Below are 21177 nucleotides of genomic sequence, written 5' to 3'. Positions count from 1 at the left end.
CCTTCACCCCATCGGAGGAATTGGGCCGGATGGGTGAGTGAGGCGGCCGCGAGGATCGCAAGATCCCCGTCGTGACGGGATGGCTTCGGGCGGCAGGCACCGGCTTCGCGGCCTTGGCCGCCGTACTGGCGACGGCGGGCTCGGCGCACGCCGCCCCGGTGCCGCCGCTCCCCCTGCCGGGCGGCGGCGTCAGCGCCTCGGCCGGAGCGGTGGTGCGGCTGAACCCCCTGTACCTGTGCGTGACCGCCGACGCGCGGGCGATCGGCGTGGTGACCGCGCACGCGCGGCTCTTCTGCCCGCCCGCCGGAGCTCCCCAGCCACCCGCCCCGGCCCCGCCCGCGCCCGCCCCTCCGGCTCCGGCCCCACCCGCACCGGCCCCACCCGCACCGGCGCCTCCTGCGCCCGCGCCGCCCGCACCGGCACCACCCGCGCCCGGGACACCACCGGCGCCTCCCGCCCCACCTGCCCCGGCACCGCCGGCACCCCCGGCTCCCGCACCTCCCGCGCCCGGGACGCCTCCGGCCCCGGCGCCCCCCGCGCCGGCACCACCGGCACCGCCCGCCCCCGCGCCACCGCCTGCCCCTGCCCCTGCCCCTCCCGCGCCCGCACCACCGGCGCCTCCCGCACCTCCCGCACCTCCCGCACCTCCCGCGCCCCAGCCCGTACCGCCGCCCGGCGGCCCCGCCCCGGCGCCCCCGGCTCCCGCGCCACCCGCGCCGGCCCAGCCCGCCCCTCCGGCCGCTCCCCCGCGGGCACGCCCCGCGCCACCGGAGGAACCACCGGCGTCGGCCCCCGCTCCCGCTCCCGCCCCCGCGCCGGGTGAGCGTGCCGCGCCCCCGGCGCCCTCGCCGGCCCCGCCCCGGGCCTCGTCACCGCCCGTGCGCGTGCGGGCGCTGCCGCGCACGTACCGCCAGTCGGTGTCCGAACCCATCGGCCACGGCACGTCCGTGGTCACGTTCACGCTCGTGCTCACCGCGCCCGCCGTGCTGGCGGCCGCGTTGCTGCGGCCGCGCGGCGGCGGCCGACGCGGCCGCTGACGTCCCGCCGTCACCTCGTCCCCCTGCCACCTCGCCCCGCGCCCGACCCCGGAGGTTCTCTTGTCCGAGTGGCTGGTTCTGGCCATCGCCATGGCCGCAGCCTGTGCCGTCGTCCTGACCATCACCGTGCTCAGGGAACGCAGGCTCGGCGATGACGACGACCCGAGCGAGACGCCCGACGTCATCGAGTACATGACGATGATGGTCGGCGTGGTCTATGCCATCGTGCTGGGCCTGGCCATCGCCGGCGTGTGGGAGTCCCGCAACGCCGCGCAGGACACCGTGCGCGCCGAGGCGCAGGCGCTGCACGAGGTGAGCGCGCGGGTGCGCGTCTACGCCCCCGAGGCCCGCGACCGCACGCGCAAGGACGTCGAGGCCTATGTGAGCCACGTGGTCGAGAAGGAGTGGCCGGTGATGCTCGAGGAGGGGGAGCTCACCGGCGAGGGCACCGAGCTGCTGGAGAAGGTGCGGGAGGACGTCAGCTCGTACAAGCCGCGCGACGACTTCGAGAGCCAGTCCTACCAGCCGCTGGTGGACCAGGTGGGCGCGGCGGACGCGGCGCGCAACGCGCGCGGCCAGGCGGCCGGGCCGACGATGCCGGGCGTGGTGTGGTTCGGGCTGATCGGCGGGGCGCTGGTGTGCGTGGGGCTGATCTTCACGCTGCAGATCAGGCGGTCGCCGCGCGAGCTGATGCTGGCGGGCGTCTACAGCGCTCTGATCGCCTTCCTCCTGTTCCTCATCTGGGACTTCAATTCGCCGTTCGGGCACTCCGTGGGGGACGCCACGGGCCCGTTCACCGATCTGTTCTCCACCTGACGGGCAGGTGGGTGAGCCCGTTCTGGAAGTTGGACGTCAGCCGGACCGGCTCGCCCGCCCGTTCCAGGCCGGGCAGCCGGTCCACGGCCGCGCGGAGCATGGCGCGCGTCTGGGTGCGCGCGAGATGGGCGCCCGGGCAGAAGTGCGGCCCGGAGCCGAAGCCGACGTGGTCGTTGGGGGTGCGGGTGATGTCGAAGCGGTCGGGGTCGGCGAAGACGCGCTCGTCGCGGTTGGCCGAGGCGTGGTAGACGACGACCTTCTCGCCCCGCCGGACGAGCCGGCCGCCGAGCTCGGTGTCGCGGGTGGCGGTGCGCCGGAAGTGGATGACGGGCGGCCAGTAGCGCAGGGTCTCCTCCACCGCCGAAGCGGTCAGCTCCGGCCGCCGGCGCAGCGCCTCGTACTGCCCGGGGTGCTCGAGGAGCGTGAGCAGGGCGCCGGGGATGCCGTTGCGCAGCGTCTCGTTCCCGGCCACCGCGAAGAGGAAGAACATGTTCTCGAACTCGTCGCGGCTCAGGCCGCCTTCGCGCATGCGGGCCATGACGCTGCCGGGGCGGGGCCGGTCCGCCAGGGCGTGGGCGTAGGCGAACATGTCGGCCAGCGCCTCGCGTGAGCGCGGGTTGACGGGCGTCCCGTCGGCCCTGAGGAGCGAGGCGGGCCGCTCGGCGAGGGCCGCGCGGCCCATAGGGGTGAGCTCCGCCGGGTCGGCGGTGTGCGACGCGGCGTGCTCGGCGTCCTGGTAGCCGATGACGCGGTTCGACCAGTCCAGGAGCAGCCGCCGGTCCCGTTCCGGCACGCCCAGCACGTGGGCGAGGGTCCATACGGGCAGGTCGGCGGCGAGTTCCACGAAGTCGGTGGCGCCGCGGGGGGCGACGGCGGCGACGAGGGCGTGGGCGCGGGCCTCGATCACCGCTTCCAGCTCGCGCACGGCGCGCGGGGTGAGGGCGGCGGCCACGATGCGGCGCAGCCGGGCGTGGGCGGGTGGGTCCTGGTTGAGCATCATCGCCCGCACGAAGGCCAGGTCACCGGGGGTGTCCGGGTCGCGGAGCTGGGTGGCGCCCAGGTGGGAGGAGAAGACCTCGGGGGTGCGCAGGACGTGTTTGACGTCGGCGTGCCGGAAGACGGCCCAGTAGCCGGGGCCGGCGGCCCAGGGGCCGACCGCCGGTTCCGGTACGCGGCACACGGGGCTGTTCTCGCGCAGCTCGCGGAAGAGGGCGTGGGGGACGCCCCGGGCGTAGGTGGCGGGGTCGAACACGGCGGCGGGGTCGTGTGCGGTCACGGGCCGGACCGTACGTCTTCCTCTGGCGGGTGCGTCAAGGGCTGGCCACAATGTGTCCGTGACCAGGAGACCGGTCCGTCCCGGGCACGGGGGCGCATTCCGGTCGGGTCCGTGCAGGCTCCGGAATGACTGGTTCCAGACCTGGCTCCGCAATGCTCCGACTGGGCGCCGTGTTTTGGGGGTACGGAGCAACGGACAGGAGGTAGCAAGCGTGACCGAATGCTTTGCTGACAAGGAAGGCCTCACCAGGCCGGTCGGCGAGTCGGAAGCCGACGCGTACGTGCGGGGCATCTGCTTCAAGACCGGGCCGCCCCGCCTTCTGGGTGCCGAGCTGGAATGGCTCGTCCACGACGCGCACGACCCCGCTCGTCCCGTGGCCCCGCACCGTCTGGCGGCCGCCGCCGATCGGGTGGGAGCGCTCCCGCTGCGGTCGGTGTTCACGGTCGAGCCCGGCGGCCAGCTGGAGTTCAGCTCCCAGCCCGCGGAGTCCCTCACCGCGTGCGTCGACGACCTCTCCGCCGACCTCGCCCTGGCCCGCCCGGTCCTGCGCGAGCTGGACCTCGTCCTCGCGGGGTACGGCAAGGAGCCGTGGTACGAACCCCCGCGCGTGCGGAGCAACTCCCGCTACAACGCCATGGAGATCTACTACGACCGGATCAACGGCGCCGGGCGCAACGTCATGTGCCGTACCGCGTCCGTGCAGGTCTGCGTGGACGCCGGGCAGGAGGAGCCCGGGCCGCAGTGGTACCGGCGGCGCTGGCGGCTGGCCCACCAGCTGGGCGCGGTGCTCTCCGCAGCCTTCGCCAACTCCCCGCTGCACCTGGGCCGTCCCAGCGGCTGGCGATCCAGCCGGCAGGCCTGCTACGCGCGCATGGACCCCGGCCGCACCCTGGCCCCGGTCGACGACCTCGACCCGCGGGCGGCCTGGGCGGAGTACGCACTCGACGCCAATGTGATGTTCATACGGTCCGAGAGCGAGCCCTGGGCCGTACAGCGGGGGCTGGCCCTGCGCCAGTGGACCCGCACGGGCCTGCCGCGGCCGGCCACCACCGACGACGTGGCCTACCACCTGACCACGCTGTTCCCACCGATAAGGCCCCGGGGCCACCTGGAGCTGCGCATGATCGACGCGCAGCCCGGGGACGACGGCTGGATCGTGCCGCTCGCTGTGACCGCCGCGCTCTTCGACGACCCCTCGGCGGCGGAGACCGCCCTGCTGGCCGTCAAGGGCCTGGGGGACGCGCCGAGCTCGCAGCCGCCGCCGCGCAACGCCCTGTGGCGCAGGGCGGCCCGGCACGGCATGGCCGACCCCGAGCTGCACGCCGCGGCCACGGTCTGCTTCGCGGCCGCCCGCGAGGCACTGCCCCGGCTCGGCGCACGGACGGCGGTGCTCGACGCCGTCGACGAGTTCGCCGCCCGGTACGTCGAACGCGGCCGGTGTCCCGCGGACGACCTGCTCGACAAGGTCGCGGGCGGGGAGGTCCGCCCATGACCGCCGCCCCGATGCCGGACCCCGGCGGGCTTCGGGAGCGCGCCGCGAGCGCCCTGATCGGCGCTCGCGAGCGCACCCGCCTGCTGACCGGCTGTGTCGACGAGCGCGAGCTGACCGCCCAGCACTCGCCGCTGATGTCCCCCCTGGTGTGGGACCTCGGGCACATCGGCAACCAGGAGGAGCAGTGGCTGCTGCGCGCGGTGGCCGGGCAGGAGCCGCTGCGCCCCGCGATCGACTCCGTGTACGACGCCTTCGAGCACCCCCGCGCCGAACGGCCCTCGCTGCCGCTGCTGACGCCGAAGGAGGCGCGGGCCTACGTCGCGGACGTCCGCAGCAGGGTCCTGGACGTGCTGGACGCCACGCCGGCGCACGGCGGCGGCCCGCTGGTGGAGTCGAGCTTCGCGTTCGGCATGATCGCCCAGCACGAACAGCAGCACGACGAGACCATGCTGATCACCCATCAGCTGCGCCGGGGCCCGGCCGCCCTCACCGCCCCCGAGCCGCCGCCCGCCGCGCCGGACACCGCCCTGTTGCCGGCGGAGGTCCTCGTCGAGGGCGGACCCTTCACGATGGGCACGTCCGCCGAGCCCTGGGCGCTGGACAACGAACGCCCCGCCCACCCGCGCTTCGTACCGGCCTTCTTCATCGACACGCTGCCGGTCAGCAACGGCGCCTACCTGCGCTTCATCCAGGACGGCGGCTACGACAACCCCCGCTGGTGGCACCCGGAGGGCTGGGAGCAGGTGCGCCGGCACTCCCTCGCCGCACCGCTGTTCTGGCGGCGCGAGGGCACCGCGTGGGTGCGCCGGCGGTTCGGCGTCGTGGAGCCCGTGCCCGAGGCCGAGCCGGTGCTGCACGTCAGCTGGTACGAGGCCGAAGCGTACGCGGCATGGGCGGGGCGGCGGCTGCCCACGGAGGCGGAGTGGGAGAAGGCCGCCCGCCACGACCCGGTCTCCGGCCGCTCCCTGCGCTATCCGTGGGGCGACGAGGACCCCACCCCCGAGCACGCCAACCTCGGCCAGCGGCACCTGCGCCCGGCGCCCGTCGGCGCCTATGCGCGCGGCGCCTCGCGGCGGGGGGTGCGGCAGCTGATCGGGGACGTGTGGGAGTGGACGTCCAGCGACTTCCTTCCGTATCCCGGCTTCCGCGCCTTCCCCTACCGCGAGTACTCCGAGGTCTTCTTCGGCGACCGGCACAAGGTCCTGCGCGGCGGGTCCTTCGCCGTGGACCCGGTGGCCTGCCGGGGGACGTTCCGCAACTGGGACCTGCCGGTCCGGCGGCAGATCTTCTCCGGCTTCCGCACCGCACGCGACGCGGAACCCTCCTGATGTGCCGTCACATCGCGGTCCTGGGGCCGGACGCCCCGCTCGCCGAAACACTGGTGGAGCCCCCGCACTCCCTCGTCCACCAGTCCTGGGCGCCGCGCAGCATGGCGAGCGGCACGGTCAACGCGGACGGCTTCGGCGTCGGCTGGTACGCGCCGGGGGACCCGCGGCCCGCGCGCTACCGCCGGGCCGGTCCCATCTGGGGCGACGAGTCGTTCGCCGACATCGCCCGGGTCGTCAGGACCCGGGCGCTGCTCGCGGCGGTCCGCGACGCGACCCTCCGCAGCGCGGACCAGGAGGCCGCGACGGCCCCCTTCGCCGGCGGGCCCTGGCTGTTCAGCCACAACGGCGCGCTGAAGGGCTGGCCGGGCTCGGCGGCACCGCTGATCACCCTGCTGCCGCCCGAGGCGCTGCTGCGGCTGACGGCGCGCAGCGACTCCGCATTCGTCTGGGCGCTGGTCGAGCAGCGGCTGCTGGGCGGCGAGGGCCTCGGCCCGGCGCTGGCCGGGACGGTGACGACGCTGATCCAGGCCGCGCCGGGCTCGACCCTCAACCTGCTGCTGACCGACGGAGCCGCCGTCGCCGCCACCGCGTGGGGCGACTCCCTGTGGTACCTCGCGGGCGGCGGCCGGGAGCGCACGGTCGTGGCGTCCGAGCCGTACGACGACGACCCCCGCTGGAGACGGGTCCCCGACCGCAGCCTCCTGACCGCCGACCGCTCGGGCGTCGGCGTCTCCCCGCTGGTGCCGCCGCACTCCCCGCGACCGCCGCGCCGTCCCCCGCATCCCCCGGAATTCCCGCGCAAGGAGCCCGTTCAGTGAGCCCGTTCGTCCTCACCCGCACCCTTCCCCTCGACGCGACGGCCGCCGCGCTGCGCGCGGACGTCTCCGAGGGCCTGACCCGCTCGCCCAAGGTGCTCCCGCCGAAGTGGTTCTACGACGCCCGGGGCAGCGAGCTGTTCGACGAGATCACCCTGCTGCCGGAGTACTACCCCACCCGTGCCGAGCGCGAGATCCTCATCGCGCGCGCCGGCGACATCGCCGCCGCCACCCGCGCCCGCACGCTGGTGGAACTGGGCTCGGGCTCCTCGGACAAGACCCGTCACCTGATCGAGGCCCTGTCCGGCCTGGAGGCCTACGTCCCGGTCGACGTCAGCGAGAGCGCCCTGCGGGGCGCCGCCGCGACGCTGCTGGCCGAGCACCCGGCGCTGACCGTGCACGCCCTCGTCGCCGACTTCCAGTACGGCCTCGCCCTGCCGAAGGACCTGCCGGGGCCGCGCCTGGTCGCCTTCCTCGGCGGCACGATCGGCAACCTCCTCCCGCCCGAGCGGGCCACCTTCCTGGCCGGCCTGCGCTCCCGCCTCTCCCCCGGCGACGCGCTCCTGCTGGGCACCGACCTGGTCAAGGACGCGGGCGTGCTCGTACCCGCCTACGACGACGCCGCGGGCGTGACCGCCGCCTTCAACAAGAACGTCCTGTCCGTCATCAACCGCGAGCTGGGCGCCGACTTCGACCCGGACGACTTCGACCACGTGGCCCTGTGGGACGCCCGGCGGGAGTGGATCGAGATGCGGCTGCGGGCCCGCAGGCCCGTGGTGGCGAAGATCCCCGCGCTGGACCTCGCGGCGCACTTCGAGGAGGGCGAGGAGCTGCGCACGGAGGTCTCCGCGAAGTTCCGCCAGGAGGGCGTGCGGCGGGAGCTCGCGGCCGCCGGCCTGGAGCTCACCCACTGGTGGACCGACGAACAGGGCCGCTTCGCGCTGTCCCTGGCGGTGCCGGCGCCGCACCCCTTCCACGCCGGTTAGCCTCCCCGTGTGAACGAGGACACCCACAACGGCAGCCTGCCGACCGGCTTCGAGCGCGGCACCGACGGCCCCAAGGTCATCGTCGTCGGTGTCGACGGCTCGGACACCTCCTGGCGGGCCGCCGCCTACGCCGCGGGCCTGGCCCGCCGCCAGAACGCCCTGCTCGCGATCGTCTACGTCCAGCCGGTCCTCGCCGGCAGCGCCGCCCTGGGCGCGCCCGTCGCGGAGATGACCGAAGAGGTCGCCGGGGAACTGCTGGCCGAGATCCGCGAGACCGCCGAACAGCTGCGCGGCGTCTTCGAGATGCGCTGGCGCTTCCACACCTTCCGGGGCGACCCGTACGCGGGCCTGGTCCGCGCGGCCGACGAGCTGAAGGCCGACGCGGTGATCGTCGGCGCCTCCGAACAGGCGGGGCACCGCATCATCGGCTCGGTGGCGGTACGCCTGGTGAAGGCGGGGCGCTGGCCGGTGACGGTGGTGCCGTAGCCCCCGCCCGGCCCACCCGCCTCGCGCACCCGCCCGCGGTGGGGCACGGTGGGCTCATGTCCAACCACACCTACCGTGTGACCGAGATCGTCGGCTCGTCCCCGAACGGCGTGGACGAGGCCATTCGCAACGGGATCGAGCGCGCGTCCCAGACGCTGCGCGAGCTCGACTGGTTCGAGGTCACCCAGATCAGAGGACACCTCGTCGACGGGCGGATCGGCCACTACCAAGTGGGCCTGAAGGTCGGCTTCCGGCTGGAGGACGGCGATTAGGAGCCGTCCCCGCGCGGCCTTCGGGCGACCGGTCCGTGCCCGCGGTGCGCGGCGGCCACGGGGCCGCCGCGCACCGCCGCCTCACAGCGCCGTCCGCTCCACGGGGATCCACAGTTCCGCGTCCGCCTGTGCCGCGTCCTGCGACAGCCTGGTCCGCAGGATCTCGGGGCCCGGCCGGCTGCGGTAGGGGTTGGACGGGAACCACTGGGTGAAGACGTCCCGCCACATGTACTGCAGCGCCTGCGGGAACGGCCCGGAGCTCTCGAAGACGGCCCACATCCCGGCCGGGACGGTGAGCGCCTCCATGTCCTCGGGCACGGCGGCGCGCGTCACCGCGCCGTGGTAGTAGTCGAGTTCGGTGCCCTCGGCGCGGCTGTCGTCCAGCCGGTCGCTCACCGAGACGATCCCCTCCGGCTCCTGGTCGGACAGGCTGTGTATGCGCTCCAGGGTTTCCTGTCCGAGGCTTCGGATGAAGTCGGCGATCGCCGGGTTCACCCCCTCGTGCACGAGGGGGACGCGTGCCTTCCTTCCGACCACACGGAACTCCTCCTTCTCCACGATCCGGTATCGCATGCTGCTGCTCCCTTCTACGGTGAGACGGAAGGACAGCCGTGGCTGGGAGCGCAGACTCGCACCGGACCGCCTGGCCTCGCCGGGGCCGACGCCGTGCATCCCGCGGAACGCCCGCGCGAACGCCTCCCCCGAGGTGTAGCCGTACCGCACCGCGACCTCCAGCAGCGTCCGCTCCCCGGCCAGCACCTCGGCACCGGCGACCGTGAGCCGCCTGCGCCGGATGTACTCCGACAGCGGAATCCCGGCCAGCGCGGAGAACAGCCGCCGGAAGTGGTACTCCGACGTCATCGCGATCCGCGCCAGGTCGGCCGTCTCGATCCGCTGATCGAGCCGGGCCTCGATGTGCTCCATGGCCTGGTTGAGCCGCTCCAGCACCGCGGCCTCCTTCCCTTTCGATCACCACATTAGGAAGGGCCCACCCTGCCGCACCCGACATCCTGTGCCCGGTCCTGTCGGGTGCGGCGGGACGCGGCCGGCTGCCCCGTCCGCCGGGAGACGCAGGTCACATTCGCCCATGTCACAGGGGGTCGGGCCACCTCGTCTCAGGGGGTGTAGCCACTGACGACCACACAGGAGCACACCATGGACGCGCGACTGGACTTCCTCGCCACCCCGACCGCCGGCAAGGCCCTCAGGCACTTCATGTCGGCGGTCAAGGCGCTCAAGGACTCGCCGCTGCCGGCCGCGACGCAGGAGCTGGTGGCGCTGCGCGTGAGCCAGATCAACGGCTGCGCCTTCTGCATCGACATGCACACCAAGGAGGCCGCCGCCGCGGGCGAGACCCCGGTGCGGCTGAACCTGGTCGCGGCGTGGCGGGAGGCCACGGTCTTCACCGAGGCCGAGCGTGCCGCGCTGGAGCTGGCGGAGGAGGGGACCCGGGTCGCGGACGCGGCCGGCGGGGTCGGTGACGAGGTGTGGGCGCGTGCCGCCGGGCACTACGACGAGGACCAGCTCGGCGCCCTGACGCTCCTCATATCCTTCATGAACATGGCGAACCGGCTGAACATCATCACCCGGCAGCCGGCCGGCGACTACGAGCCCGGGCAGCTCCACTGAGCGACACCGGCAACCGGCTTTCGAGGAAAGGGAATTCGACGTGAGCAAGGTCGAGGAGTTCGAGGAGCTGCGGCCGCTGCTGTTTTCGATCGCCTACCGGATTCTGGGCAGTGTGGGTGAGGCTGAGGACGCGGTGCAGGAGACATGGCTGCGCTTCGACGGCTCGTCGACCCGGCCCACGTCGACCAAGGCCTTCCTGTCGGCCGCGGTGACGCGGATCTCGATCGATGTGCTGCGCTCCGCGCGGGTGCGGCGGGAGGAGTACGTGGGCCCGTGGTTCCCCGAGCCGCTGCTCGCCGACCCCTATGAGGATCCGGCGCGGTCGGTGGAGCTGGCCGACTCGGTGTCGATGGCGGCGCTGCTGTTGCTGGAGCGGCTCAGCCCGCTGGAGCGGGCGGTGTTCGTGCTGCGGGAGGTGTTCGGCTTCGGGTTCGACGAGATCGCCACGGCGGTGGGGCGGTCGGAGGCGGCGTGCCGGCAGCTGCTGGTGCGGGCGCGGCGGCACATGGAGGCCGGGCGGCCGCGCTTCGCGGCGGACCGTCAGGAGCGGCAGGAACTGGCGTCGCGGTTCTTCGACGCCCTCCGCGAGGGCGACGTCGGCGGCCTGCGGGAACTGCTCGCCGCCGACGTGTCGATGGTCGGCGACGGCGGCGGCAAGACCCCGCAGTGGGCCAGGGCCATCATGGGCGTGGAGAACGTGGCCCGGCTGCTCGCCTCCGTCTTCCCCTGGCTGATCCGGATCGACGTGACCTTCGAGCCGCACGAGGTCAACGGCCAGCCGGGCGCGATCTTCCGCGACCGGGACGGCAAGGTGCTCCACGCCATGGTCCTCGATGTGCTCGACGGGCGGATCCAGACGATCCGATCGGTGATCAACCCCGACAAGCTCGGGCACGTGGGCCCCGTGGCGGACGCCTGGGCGATCCACCGCGAGCTGAGGCAGGCACGCCGGCCCACGGCCTAGCGGCGACGGCTCCGACGGCACTCAGACGGCAAAAAGAAAAAGGAAAGGGGCTACTCGCTCCTTTCCACTCTCAACATATAGCGCACTGGGGGCCTTGCGGCAAGGCCCCCGTCGTGCTGCAGAATCACCGGCCTAAGCAAGATCCTTTGGAGATGGTGATTTGATGATCGACGTGATCGTTGCCGGCGGCGGACCGACCGGGTTGATGCTCGCTTGCGAGCTGCGGCTCGCCGGGGTGCGAACGGTCGTGCTGGAGAAGCTCGCGGAGCCGACCAGGCAGTCCCGCGGGCAGGGCCTGCACGCCCGCAGCGTCGAGATGATGGACCAGCGCGGCATGCTGGACCGGTTCCTCGCGGTCAGTGAGAAGTTCCAGGTCGGCGGCCTCTTCGGCGGCATCATGAAGCCGTGGCCGGACCGGCTGGACACGGCTCACGCGTACGGCCTCGCCACCCCGCAGCCGGTCAGCGAGCGGCTGCTCAACGAGCGTGCGCTCGAACTCGGCACCGAGATCCGGCGCGGCTGCGAAGTGGTCGGGCTGAAGCAGGACGAGGACGGGGTGACCGTCGAGCTGGCGGACGGCACGGAGCTGCGCTCGCGCTACCTCGTCGGGGCCGACGGCGGCCGCAGCACGGTGCGCAAACTGCTCGGCGTCGGTTTCCCCGGCGAGCCCGCCACGGTCGAGACGCTGCTGGGCGAGATGGAGGTGACCGAGGACCCGGAGAAGGTCGCCGCCATCGTCACGGAAGTCAACAAGACCCAGAAGCGGTTCGGCCTCGTCCCCCAGAAGGACGGGGTGTACCGCGTCATCGTGCCCGCCGACGGCGTGTCCGAGGACCGTAGGGCCGAGCCGACCCTCGAGGACTTCAAGAAGCAGCTGCGGGCGTTCGCCGGCACCGACTTCGGCGTGCACTCGCCGCGCTGGCTGTCCCGGTTCGGCGACGCCACCCGGCAGGCCGAGCGCTACCGGGTCGGCCGGGTGCTGCTGGCCGGCGACGCGGCGCACATCCACCCGCCGACCGGCGGACAGGGGATGAACCTCGGCGTGCAGGACGCCTTCAACCTCGGCTGGAAGCTGGCCGCCGCGGTCAACGGCTGGGCGCCGGAGGGGCTGCTGGACAGCTACCACGCCGAACGGCACCCGGTGGGCGCCGCCGTGCTGGAGAACACCCGCGCGCAGATCACGCTGATGGGAACCGATCCGGGTGCGACCGCGCTGCGGGAGCTGTTCTCGAAGCTGATGGACTTCGAGGAGGTGAACGCGTACGTGACCGGGATGGTCACCGCGGTCGGGGTCCGCTACGACTTCGGCGAGGGCCACGACCTGCTCGGCCGGCGGATGCGGGACCTGGAGCTGAAGCAGGGCCGTCTCTACGAGCTGATGCGCGGCGGCCGCGGGCTGCTGCTCGACCGGACCGGCCGGCTCTCGGTGGCGGGCTGGGAGGACCGGGTCGACCACGTCGTCGACGGCAGCGAGGAACTGGACGTGCCGGCGGTGCTGCTGCGGCCGGACGGCCACGTGGCGTGGGCCGGTGAGGACCAGCAGGATCTGCTCGGCAGCCTGCCCCAGTGGTTCGGCGCCGCCGCCGGCCGAGCGGCTGAGTAGAGTCGGGGCACTACGCCACCCGGATGAAGGAACCGCCCGGCCATGCGCCTACGTGAACTCGCCGCCGTCGGGCCGTTCTTCGACCTGCGCGTCGGCGACTCGCCCGACGACGTCCCCGCCGGCGCGGAGGACTACCTTCCGCTCGGCGCGGAGGCCATGCGGCTCCGCGTGGCGGTCGTGGCCGAACGGCTGGGGACGGCGGACCGGCGCGTGGCGGCGTCCGTCGCCTTCCAGGGCGTCGCCGGGCGGCTGCTGTCCATCGGCCTCGGCTCGGCGGTGCTCACCGGGCGGGTGCCCGACCTGACGGGCGGGGGCCTGCGCTGGCACCCCGCCCGCAGCGCGCCGGACGACCTGTGGCTGCCCGCGGCGACGGCCCTGCCCGCCGCCGCGGCGGAGCCGGCCGGACCGGCGCCGCAGGCCGCGCCGATCGCGGCCGGCGTCCTGCACGGGCTGCTCGTGCCGCTGCATGGGGCCACTCGCGCCGCCACTCCGGTCTCCGCCCGGCTGCTGTGGGGCAACGCCGGCTCCTCCCTCGCGGGCTCCCTGCGCGTCCTGCACACCTGGTGCCGGGAGCGGGGCCGGCCCCAGGACGCCGCCCGCGCGCTCGCCCTGGCCCGGGCCCTGTTCGAGGACCCGCTGCTGCGCGACACCGGGACGCTGACGTGCGGCCCGGGTGGCGTCTCCTTCGAGCGCGGCACCTGCTGCCTGTACTACCGGGTGCCCGGCGGCGGCCTGTGCGGCGACTGCGTGCTGCGTCACCCGCCGCGCGACCGCTGACCGCCCGCGAACTCAGGCGGCCACGCGCCGGGGACCAGCACCCCCAGCACGTACGCCTTCGCCACCAGCGCCGTACGGTTCGGCACCCGCCAGCGGCGCGTGAGCCGCGTGAGGTGGTAGTTGACGCCGTCCACGGTCAGCCCGACCGCCTTGCCGATGGCCGCCGTCTTCGACCCCGCCGCCGCCAGCGCCAGGATCCTGCCCTCCACCTCGCTGACCTCCGCCGCCGGCTCCGGGGGCGGCGCCTCGGCCCGTACCCGCAGCACGGCCAGCAGCAAGGGATAGGCCAGCGACGCCTCGCCCACCGGGTCGACCAGCAGCTCGCCCGCGCGCTCGGCCCCGCCCGCGCCCGCCTGCCAGCGGACGTCGATGGTGTACCGGGACCGCCGGCCCAGGCGCAGGGCCTCGGTGAGCCGGCCGAGCTGGGCGGCGGCGCTGTGGCTGGGGCGGAAGAGGTCCAGCAGATTGCGGCCGCGCACCTGCCCCGGCACGGTTCCCCACTCGGCCGCCATGGCGGGATTGGCCACCGTCACCTCACCGTTCGCCGTGCAGACCGCGACGGGGATGGGGAGACGGTCGAGCAGCACCAGGAAGTAGTTGCGCCACGCGAAGTACTCCTCCCTGTTCACGGTGCCCGCCCCCTCGCTCGTACGGTGCCCGGCACGGGCGCAAGAGCGCCGCGCCGCGCGTCACTGCACAATCATGCAGTGATCGCACCGGGCGGCCCGGCGCGGGGCGGCCAGGCTGGACGCATGAACCATGCGACTTCGGAACAGGTGGCGGCCGTCCCCCTCGTGGACGTCTCGGCCGTCGGCGCCACCGACACCCCCCTGCAGCAGGCGATGCGGCTGGCCCGGCGGCACGGGCCCGTCTTCCGGCGCCGGCTGCACGGCACGGACCGGCTCTTCGTCACCTCGCTCGACCTCGTCACCGAACTCGCCGACGAGGAACGCTTCACCAAGCACGTCGGCCCGGCCCTGGAGAACGTCCGCGAGTTCACCGCCGACGGGCTCTTCACCGCCTACAACCACGAACCCAACTGGGCCAAGGCGCACGACATCCTGCTGCCCGCCTTCGCCCTCGGCTCGATGCGCGCCTACCACCCGGCCATGTTCACGGTCGCCCGCCGCCTCATCGACGCGTGGGACGCCCGCCTGGCCCGGGGCTCGGCCGTCGACGTCGCCGAGGACATGACGCGCATGACGCTCGACACCATCGGCCTCGCCGGCTTCGGCTACGACTTCGAGTCGTTCGCCCGGGGCGAGGAGCACCACCCCTTCGTCGCCGCCATGGTCCGCTGCCTGGACTGGAGCATGAACCGGCTGGGCCGCGACCCCGACGGCGACCACTTGGCCGAGGACGAGGCCTTCCGCGCCGACGCCGCCTTCCTCGCCACCGTCGTGGACGACGTGGTGGGCGCCCGGACCGCGTCCGGCGACACCCGGACCGACGACCTGCTCGGCCTCATGCTCGGCGCCCCGCACCCGGCCGACGGCACCACGCTCGACGCCGCCAACATCCGCAACCAGGTCATCACCTTCCTCATCGCCGGGCACGAGACCACCTCCGGCGCCCTGTCCTTCGCCCTCCACCACCTGCTCAAGGACCCCGTCGCCCTCCGCCTCGCCCAGCGCGAGACCGACGAGCTGTGGGGCGACGACGCCGACCCCGAGCCGACGTTCGAGGACGTCGGGCGGCTGCGCTGGATCCGGCAGGTCCTCAATGAGGCGCTGCGGCTGTGGCCCACGGCGGCGGCCTTCGCCCGCGAGGCCCGCGAGGACACCCTGCTCGGCGGCCGCTACCCGCTGCGCGCCGGCGAGGGCGTCACCGTCCTCACCCCGATGCTCCACCGCGACCCGGCCTGGGGCGACAACCCCGAGCTGTTCGACCCCACGCGCTTCGCCCCCGAGGCCGAGGCGGCCCGCTCCCCGCACGCCTACAAGCCCTTCGGCACCGGCGAGCGCGCCTGCATAGGACGGCAGTTCGCCCTGCACGAGGCCACCATGCTGCTCGGCCTGCTGGTGCACCGCTACCGCTTCATCGACAGCGCCGGCTACACGCTGCGCGTCAAGGAGACCCTCACCCTCAAGCCCGACGGCTTCACGCTCACGCTGGCCCGCCGCACCTCCGCCGACCGGCTCGCCCTGCGCGCGGCGCTGCCGGGGGCCTCGCCCGCGCGCGCCGAGGCCGCCGCCGAGACCGCGCTGCCCGCCCGCGCCCGCCAGGGCACCGGCCTGCTGATCCTGCACGGCTCCAACTACGGCACCTGCCGCGACCTGGCCCACGGCCTCGCCGGCGAGGCCGCCCGGCTCGGCTTCGACGCCACGGTCGCGCCGCTGGACGAGCGCGCCGGGGCGCTGCCCGCCGACGGACCGGTCGTCGTGGTCGCCGCCTCCTACAACGGCCGCCCCACGGACGACGCCGCCGGCTTCGCCCGCTGGGCCGAGCACACCGCCGCGCCCGGCGCGGCCGACGGCGTCCACTACGCCGTGCTCGGCATCGGCGACCGCAACTGGGCGGCCACCTACCAGCGCGTCCCAACCCTCCTCGACGAGCGCCTCGAGGCCCTAGGCGGCACCCGGCTGCTGCCCCGCGCCGAGGCCGACGCCTCGGGCGACCTGACGGGCACGGTCGAGGAGTTCACCCGGGCGCTGCGCCGGGCGCTGATGGAGCGCTACGGCGACCCGGCGACCGTGGGCGCGGCCGGCACCGGCGACGCCCCCGACGACGGCCCGGCGTACACCGTCACCGAGGTCACCGGCGGCGGCCCGCTCGCCGCCCTGGCCGCGCGCCACGACCTGACGGCCATGACGGTCACCGAGGCGTACGACCTCACGGCCCCGGACCACCCGCGCGTCAAGCGCTTCCTGCGCCTCGCGCTGCCCGAGGGGACGGACTACCGCACCGCCGACCACCTGACGGTGCTGCCCGTCAACGACCCCGCCCTCATGGACCGCGCGGCCCGGCTCTTCGGGACGGACCCCGGCACGGTCCTCGCCATCGCACCGCGCCGCGCCGGAGGCGACGTGCTGCCGGTGGACGGCCCGCTGACCGTCCGCGAACTCCTCGCCCACCACCTGGAGCTGAGCCGCCGTCCCACCGCCCGTCAGCTGCGGGCCCTGGCCGACCGCAACCCCTGCCCGCCCGAGCAGGCCGCCCTGCGGGCCGTGGGCGCCGACGACCCGCGCACGACGCTGGACCTCATCGAGGACCACCCCGCCCTGCGCGGCGTCCTCGGCCCGGCGGACCTGCTCGAGCTGCTGCCGCCGATGCGCCCCCGGCACTACTCCATCTCCTCCTCGCCGGCCGCCGGTCCGGGCCAGGTGGACCTGATGGTCTCCGTCCTGGACGCCCCCGCCCGCTCCGGCCGCGGCCGCTTCCTGGGCACCGCCTCGAACCACCTCGCCGGACTGCGCCCGGGCGACACCGTCCTCGCCCGCGTCCAGCCGTGCCGCGAGGCGTTCCGGGTCACCGGCCACGAGCGGACCCCGGTCGTCATGGTCGCCGCCGGCACGGGCCTCGCCCCCTTCCGCGGCACGGTCGCCGACCGCGTCGCGCTCGCCGCGGCGGGCACCGCCCTCGCACCGGCCCTGCTGTACTTCGGCTGCGACGCGCCCGACGCCGACTTCCTGCACTCCGCCGAACTGCACGCGGCCCAGGAGGCGGGCGCGGTCTCGCTGCGCCCGGCGTTCAGCACCGCCGACGGTCCGGGCGGCCCGTTCGTCCAGCACCGGATGGCGGCCGAGGGGGACGAGCTGTGGTCGCTGCTGGAGTCGGGGGCGCGGGTGTACGTGTGTGGTGACGGCGCCCGCATGGCTCCGGGCGTACGGGCCGCCCTGCGCGATCTGTACGCCCGCCGGACCGGCGCCGACGCCCGCGCGGCCGACGCCTGGCTGCGCGAGCTCACCGACGCGGGCCGCTACGTCGAGGACGTGTACGCGGCCGGCTGAGCCCGTTGCCGCCCCGAGCCCCTGCCGCTCCGTCAACTCCCGTACCCTGCTCATCGTTCGTAACAGCAGTGACAGGGGAGCGGTGGGGGCCATGCGTACGGCCATACGGAGAACGATGACAGCGGTCGTGGCGGCGGCCGCCGCCCTGGCCGTACCGGCGGCCCCGGCGGGCGCCGAGCCCTCGCCGTCGTACGGCGCCACGACCTCGGTCGGCGTCCACAACGCCTACGACCGGGCCAAGTACCCCTACTTCGCCGACGCCCTCGACTCCGGCGCGGGCCTGCTCGAACTGGACGTGTGGACCAACGGCTTCGGCGGCCGGGCGTTCCGCGTCTCGCACGCCAAGCCGCTGAGCAACGACAACAACTGCGAGGGCGCGACCTCGGCGGCCCGGCTGCGGACCGGGACGCGCAACCAGCCGCTGTCCGGCTGCCTCGCCGACATCCGCGCCTGGCACGACGCCAACCCCGGCCACCGGCCGGTCCTGCTCAAGGTCGAGATGAAGGACGGCTTCAACGCCGACAGCGGGCGCGGCCCCGCCGAGCTGGACGCCCTGCTCACGGCCAGGCTCGGCGACGCCCTCTACCGCCCCGCCGACCTCATGGGCAAGCACGCCTCCCTGGACGAGGCGGTACGGGCCGGCGGCTGGCCCGGCCGGTCCGCGCTGGCGGGCAAGTTCGTGGTCGAGCTCATCCCCGGCACGGTGGAGGAGGGCAACCCCGCGGACAGGCTGTGGACCGACCGCGAGTACGCCACCCACCTGCGCGACCTCGCCGCCGCCGGCCGCCTCCGCCAGGCCGCCGCCTTCCCGGCCGTCCACGGCGCCGCCCCCGGCGACCCCCGCACGCGCTACGCCGACACCACCATCCGCCCCTGGTTCGTCCTCTTCGACGGCGACGCGGCCACGTACGCCAAGGGCGGCATCGACACCGGCTGGTACGACAGCCGCCACTACCTCGTCGTCATGACGGACGCCCACAAGGTGCCGCCGGCCATCGACGTCACCCGCCCGACGGAGGGCCAGGCCCGCGACCGCGTCTCCCTCATGGCCCGCACCCACGCGAGCTTCGCCACCGCCGACTGGTACCCGCTGCCGCGGGTGCTGTCCATGGTGGTCCCGCGCGGCTGACGGCCGCCGGGCCGGGCGGGGGCGTGTCCCCCGAACGGGCGCCCCCGCCTGTCCGGAACACCACGCCCACCATCCGCCGCATCCTTGACTCCCCCCACGCCCCGGGCGAGCCTCTGCGCTGACAGGACGTCAGCCGAGGGGCGTGGCCGCATGAGACGACGGACCGTACACCCACTGCCGCGCCGCACCGGCGCGGCCGCACTCGCCCTCCTGGCGGTGCTGGGCTCCACCGCGCTCGCGCCGCCGGCGGCGCCCGCCGCCCCCGCGGCACCGGACGCGGCCGCCGGCGGGCTCACCCGCCTGGTCAACCCCTTCATCGGCACCCAGAACGAGGGCAACACCTTCCCCGGGGCCGCCGTGCCCTTCGGCATGGTGCAGTTCTCCCCCGACACCGGGCACAACACCGGCTACGACTACAAGGACGACCGCATCCGCGGCTTCAGCACCGTGCACCTGTCCGGCGTGGGCTGCCGCATCGGCGGCGACCTGCCCGTGCTGCCCACCACGGGTGAGGTGGAGAGCACGGACAACGCCCGGTACGCCGCGGCCTTCAGCCACCGCGACGAGACCGCCCGGCCCGGCTACTACCGGGTGCGGCTGGGCTCGTACGGCGGGATCACCGCCGAGCTGAGCGCGACCGCCCGCACCGGGCGGCAGCGCTACACCTTCCCCGCCACCGAGAAGGCCAACGTCCTCTTCAACACCGGTCAGTCGCTGCACCGGACGGTCTCCAGCAGCGTCCAGATCGTCGACGACCGCACCATCCGCACCACCATCACCGGCCGTGGCTTCTGCCAGGACACCCGCCCGTACACCCTGCACACCCTCACCCGCTTCGACCGGCCGTTCTCCTCCTTCGGCACCTGGAACGGCGACGGGCTGAACCGGGGCTCGCGGGCCTCCACCTCGCTCACCCGCAACGGCGCCTGGGTGCGCTTCGACACCACCGACGACCGGGTCGTGGAGGCCAGCACCGCCATCAGCTACGTCGACGCGGCGGGCGCGGCAGCCAACCTGCGGGCGGAGGAGGCCGGCTTCGACCGTACGGTCGAGGCGGCGCGCGATGCGTGGGAGCGGCGGCTGGGCGACGTGGCGGTCCGCGGCGGCGGCCGGACGCTGCGCCGGACCTTCTACTCGTCCCTCTACCGCTCCTTCCTCGCCCCCAACGTCGGCAGTGACGTCGACGGCCGCTACACCGGCTGGGACCAGCGGATCCACCGCGCCAAGGGCTTCACGTACTACCAGAACTGGTCGCTGTGGGACACCTACCGCACCCAGGCGCAGCTGCTGGCCCTGCTGGCGCCGCGCGAGTCGCGGGACATGGCGCTGTCGGTGCTGCGGATCGACGCGGACGCCGGCTGGCTGCCCAAGTGGGGCTACGGCCCGGTCGAGACCAACATCATGACCGGTGACCCGGTGACGCCGTACCTCACCAACGCCTTCCACCACGGGCTGCTCACGGGCCACGAGGAGGAGGCCTACCGCGTGCTGAAGAAGAACGCGGACGGGGTGCCGCCGTCCATCTCGCCGTTCGTCGGCCGGGAGGGCAACGAGCAGTACGTGCGCGACGGCTACGTCCCGTACCTGCCCGACCGGGCCCGGCCCAAGCCCGGCGACTCCGACTTCCACGAGGGCGCCTCCGCCACCCTGGAGTACGCGCTGGCCGACGGGGTGCTCGCCCGGATGGCCCGGGAGCTGGGCCACCACGCCGACGCCCGGCGCTACGCCGCCCGCTCCCGCAACTACCGCGTGCTCTTCGACCGCAAGACGGGCTTCTTCCGGCCCCGGGGCGCCGACGGCGCCTTCACCGGGCCGGCCGACCCGGCACGCAGCCCCGGCTTCCACGAGGGCACGGCCTGGCAGTACCAGTGGCTGGTGCCCCAGGACCTGCCGGGCCTGGTGGGGCTGCTGGGCGGGCGGGAGGCGACGGAGAAGCGGCTGGACTCCTTCTTCGCCTACGACAGGCTGCTCGCCGACCCGGAGCGCACCGCGCGCCAGGTGTGGGTCAACGGCCCGTACGACTACTACAACGCGGACAAGTACAACCCGCAGAACGAGCCGGACCTCATCGCCCCGTACACCTACCTCTCCACCGGCAGGCCGTGGAAGACCACGGACGTGGTGCACGCCGCGCTCACGCTCTTCACGGACTCGCCGACCGGGATGACCGGCAACGACGACCTGGGCACGATGTCGGCGTGGATGGTGCTGTCGGCCATCGGCGTGTACCCGGTGCAGCCGGGGGCGGACGTGTGGGGCCTGAGCACGCCCGTCTTCGACCGGGTCGACCTGCGGCTGGACCGGCGGTGGTACCCCAAGGGCCGGTTCGCGGTCAGCGCCCCGGGCACCTCGGACCGGGAGCGGTACGTGCGCTCGGTGCGCCTCGACGGCGCGGCGCACGAGCGCACGTACCTGACGACGGACGACATCCGGCGCGGCGAGCGGCTGGAGTTCACGGTCGGGCCGAAGCCGTCCGGGTGGGGAACGGGCGCCCGGTCGGTGCCGCCCGCCATCGGCTGATCCGCGCGGCGGGTGCGGGGCGGCGCCTTCCGTCGTCGCCCCGGCTCGGCCATGATGGGCGGGATTCGCGGCTATTTGTCCAGGGGCGAGCCGCCCT

The 21177-nt window shown here is 74.4% G+C and carries 18 protein-coding genes; 15 read left to right on the top strand and 3 right to left on the bottom strand.

Features of this window, described 5'->3' with window-relative positions; translation table 11 throughout:
• Positions 1-235 precede the first annotated feature (235 nt).
• Both IE295_RS03280 and IE295_RS03275 read left to right on the top strand, forming a co-directional pair.
• Positions 236-823 carry a hypothetical protein gene (locus IE295_RS03280; RefSeq protein WP_190061860.1) on the top strand — a complete coding sequence of 196 codons (588 nt, stop codon included), beginning with the start codon at positions 236-238 and terminating at the stop codon, positions 821-823.
• A 274-nt stretch (positions 824-1097) separates the two neighbouring features.
• On the top strand, positions 1098-1853 hold the full coding sequence (locus IE295_RS03275) for a bestrophin-like domain (RefSeq protein WP_190061859.1): 756 nt from the start codon (positions 1098-1100) through the stop codon (positions 1851-1853).
• On the opposite strand, the gene IE295_RS03270 is transcribed toward IE295_RS03275, so the two are convergent.
• Entirely contained in the window at positions 1831-3129 is a 1299-nt protein-coding gene (locus IE295_RS03270; protein ID WP_224323220.1) for a cytochrome P450, read from the bottom strand. The two genes, IE295_RS03275 and IE295_RS03270, sit on opposite strands and share 23 nt — an antisense overlap.
• Before the next feature lie 211 nt (positions 3130-3340).
• Here IE295_RS03270 and egtA point away from each other — a divergent pair, with 211 nt between their 5' ends.
• Genes egtA through IE295_RS03240 form a run of 6 tightly spaced genes read left to right on the top strand, consistent with a single transcriptional unit; the run spans position 3341 to position 8508 of the window.
• The gene (gene egtA / locus IE295_RS03265) at positions 3341-4621 is read left to right on the top strand and encodes an ergothioneine biosynthesis glutamate--cysteine ligase EgtA (RefSeq protein ID WP_190061857.1); all 1281 of its coding nucleotides are present in this window, start codon (positions 3341-3343) and stop codon (positions 4619-4621) included.
• A complete protein-coding gene (gene egtB / locus IE295_RS03260; RefSeq protein WP_224323219.1) occupies positions 4618-5949 on the top strand; it encodes an ergothioneine biosynthesis protein EgtB in 1332 nt (443 codons plus the stop codon). Before egtA ends, egtB begins: the two co-directional genes overlap by 4 nt.
• Entirely contained in the window at positions 5949-6767 is an 819-nt protein-coding gene (gene egtC, locus IE295_RS03255; RefSeq protein WP_190061856.1) for an ergothioneine biosynthesis protein EgtC, read from the top strand. Before egtB ends, egtC begins: the two co-directional genes overlap by 1 nt.
• A complete protein-coding gene (egtD, locus tag IE295_RS03250) occupies positions 6764-7750 on the top strand; it encodes an L-histidine N(alpha)-methyltransferase (RefSeq protein ID WP_190061855.1) in 987 nt (328 codons plus the stop codon). Before egtC ends, egtD begins: the two co-directional genes overlap by 4 nt.
• Positions 7751-7759: 9 nt before the next feature.
• Positions 7760-8236 (top strand): universal stress protein, encoded by a 477-nt coding sequence (locus IE295_RS03245; RefSeq protein WP_224323218.1) that lies wholly within the window; start codon positions 7760-7762, stop codon positions 8234-8236.
• A 56-nt stretch (positions 8237-8292) separates the two neighbouring features.
• Positions 8293-8508, top strand: coding sequence for a dodecin (locus IE295_RS03240; RefSeq protein ID WP_190061854.1), 216 nt, complete (start codon positions 8293-8295; stop codon positions 8506-8508).
• Positions 8509-8589: 81 nt separating this feature from the next.
• Here the strand turns inward: IE295_RS03240 and IE295_RS03235 are convergent, their stop codons facing one another.
• Positions 8590-9456: an AraC family transcriptional regulator gene (locus tag IE295_RS03235; protein ID WP_190061853.1), complete on the bottom strand. Its 867-nt coding sequence runs from the start codon at positions 9454-9456 to the stop codon at positions 8590-8592.
• A gap of 207 nt (positions 9457-9663) precedes the next feature.
• On the opposite strand from IE295_RS03235, the gene IE295_RS03230 reads away from it, so the two are divergent.
• The 4 genes from IE295_RS03230 (at position 9664) to IE295_RS03215 (ending at position 13481) form a co-directional block, all read left to right on the top strand.
• Positions 9664-10137: a carboxymuconolactone decarboxylase family protein gene (locus IE295_RS03230; RefSeq protein ID WP_190061852.1), complete on the top strand. Its 474-nt coding sequence runs from the start codon at positions 9664-9666 to the stop codon at positions 10135-10137.
• 40 nt (positions 10138-10177) lie between these two features.
• On the top strand, positions 10178-11101 hold the full coding sequence (locus IE295_RS03225; RefSeq protein WP_190061851.1) for an RNA polymerase sigma-70 factor: 924 nt from the start codon (positions 10178-10180) through the stop codon (positions 11099-11101).
• A gap of 163 nt (positions 11102-11264) precedes the next feature.
• Positions 11265-12704 carry a rifampin monooxygenase gene (rox, locus tag IE295_RS03220; RefSeq protein WP_190061850.1) on the top strand — a complete coding sequence of 480 codons (1440 nt, stop codon included), beginning with the start codon at positions 11265-11267 and terminating at the stop codon, positions 12702-12704.
• A 42-nt stretch (positions 12705-12746) separates the two neighbouring features.
• Complete coding sequence (locus IE295_RS03215) at positions 12747-13481, top strand: (2Fe-2S)-binding protein (protein WP_190061849.1); 735 nt, start codon at positions 12747-12749, stop codon at positions 13479-13481.
• On the opposite strand, the gene IE295_RS03210 is transcribed toward IE295_RS03215, so the two are convergent.
• Positions 13460-14110, bottom strand: coding sequence for a helix-turn-helix transcriptional regulator (locus IE295_RS03210; RefSeq protein WP_190061848.1), 651 nt, complete (start codon positions 14108-14110; stop codon positions 13460-13462). The two genes, IE295_RS03215 and IE295_RS03210, sit on opposite strands and share 22 nt — an antisense overlap.
• 123 nt (positions 14111-14233) lie before the next feature.
• On the opposite strand from IE295_RS03210, the gene IE295_RS03205 reads away from it, so the two are divergent.
• The 3 genes from IE295_RS03205 (at position 14234) to IE295_RS03195 (ending at position 21080) form a co-directional block, all read left to right on the top strand.
• A complete protein-coding gene (locus tag IE295_RS03205) occupies positions 14234-17431 on the top strand; it encodes a bifunctional cytochrome P450/NADPH--P450 reductase (protein ID WP_190061847.1) in 3198 nt (1065 codons plus the stop codon).
• A gap of 115 nt (positions 17432-17546) precedes the next feature.
• Positions 17547-18560, top strand: a complete 1014-nt coding sequence (locus IE295_RS03200; protein ID WP_190061846.1) for a phosphatidylinositol-specific phospholipase C domain-containing protein — start codon at positions 17547-17549, stop codon at positions 18558-18560.
• A 150-nt stretch (positions 18561-18710) separates the two neighbouring features.
• A complete protein-coding gene (locus IE295_RS03195; protein ID WP_190061845.1) occupies positions 18711-21080 on the top strand; it encodes a GH92 family glycosyl hydrolase in 2370 nt (789 codons plus the stop codon).
• Positions 21081-21177: the final 97 nt, after the last annotated feature.

It is taken from the genome of Streptomyces griseocarneus, from assembly GCF_014655595.1.
In the GTDB taxonomy this organism is placed as follows: domain Bacteria; phylum Actinomycetota; class Actinomycetes; order Streptomycetales; family Streptomycetaceae; genus Streptomyces; species Streptomyces griseocarneus.
This window is presented reverse-complemented; position numbering and strand designations above follow the sequence as displayed.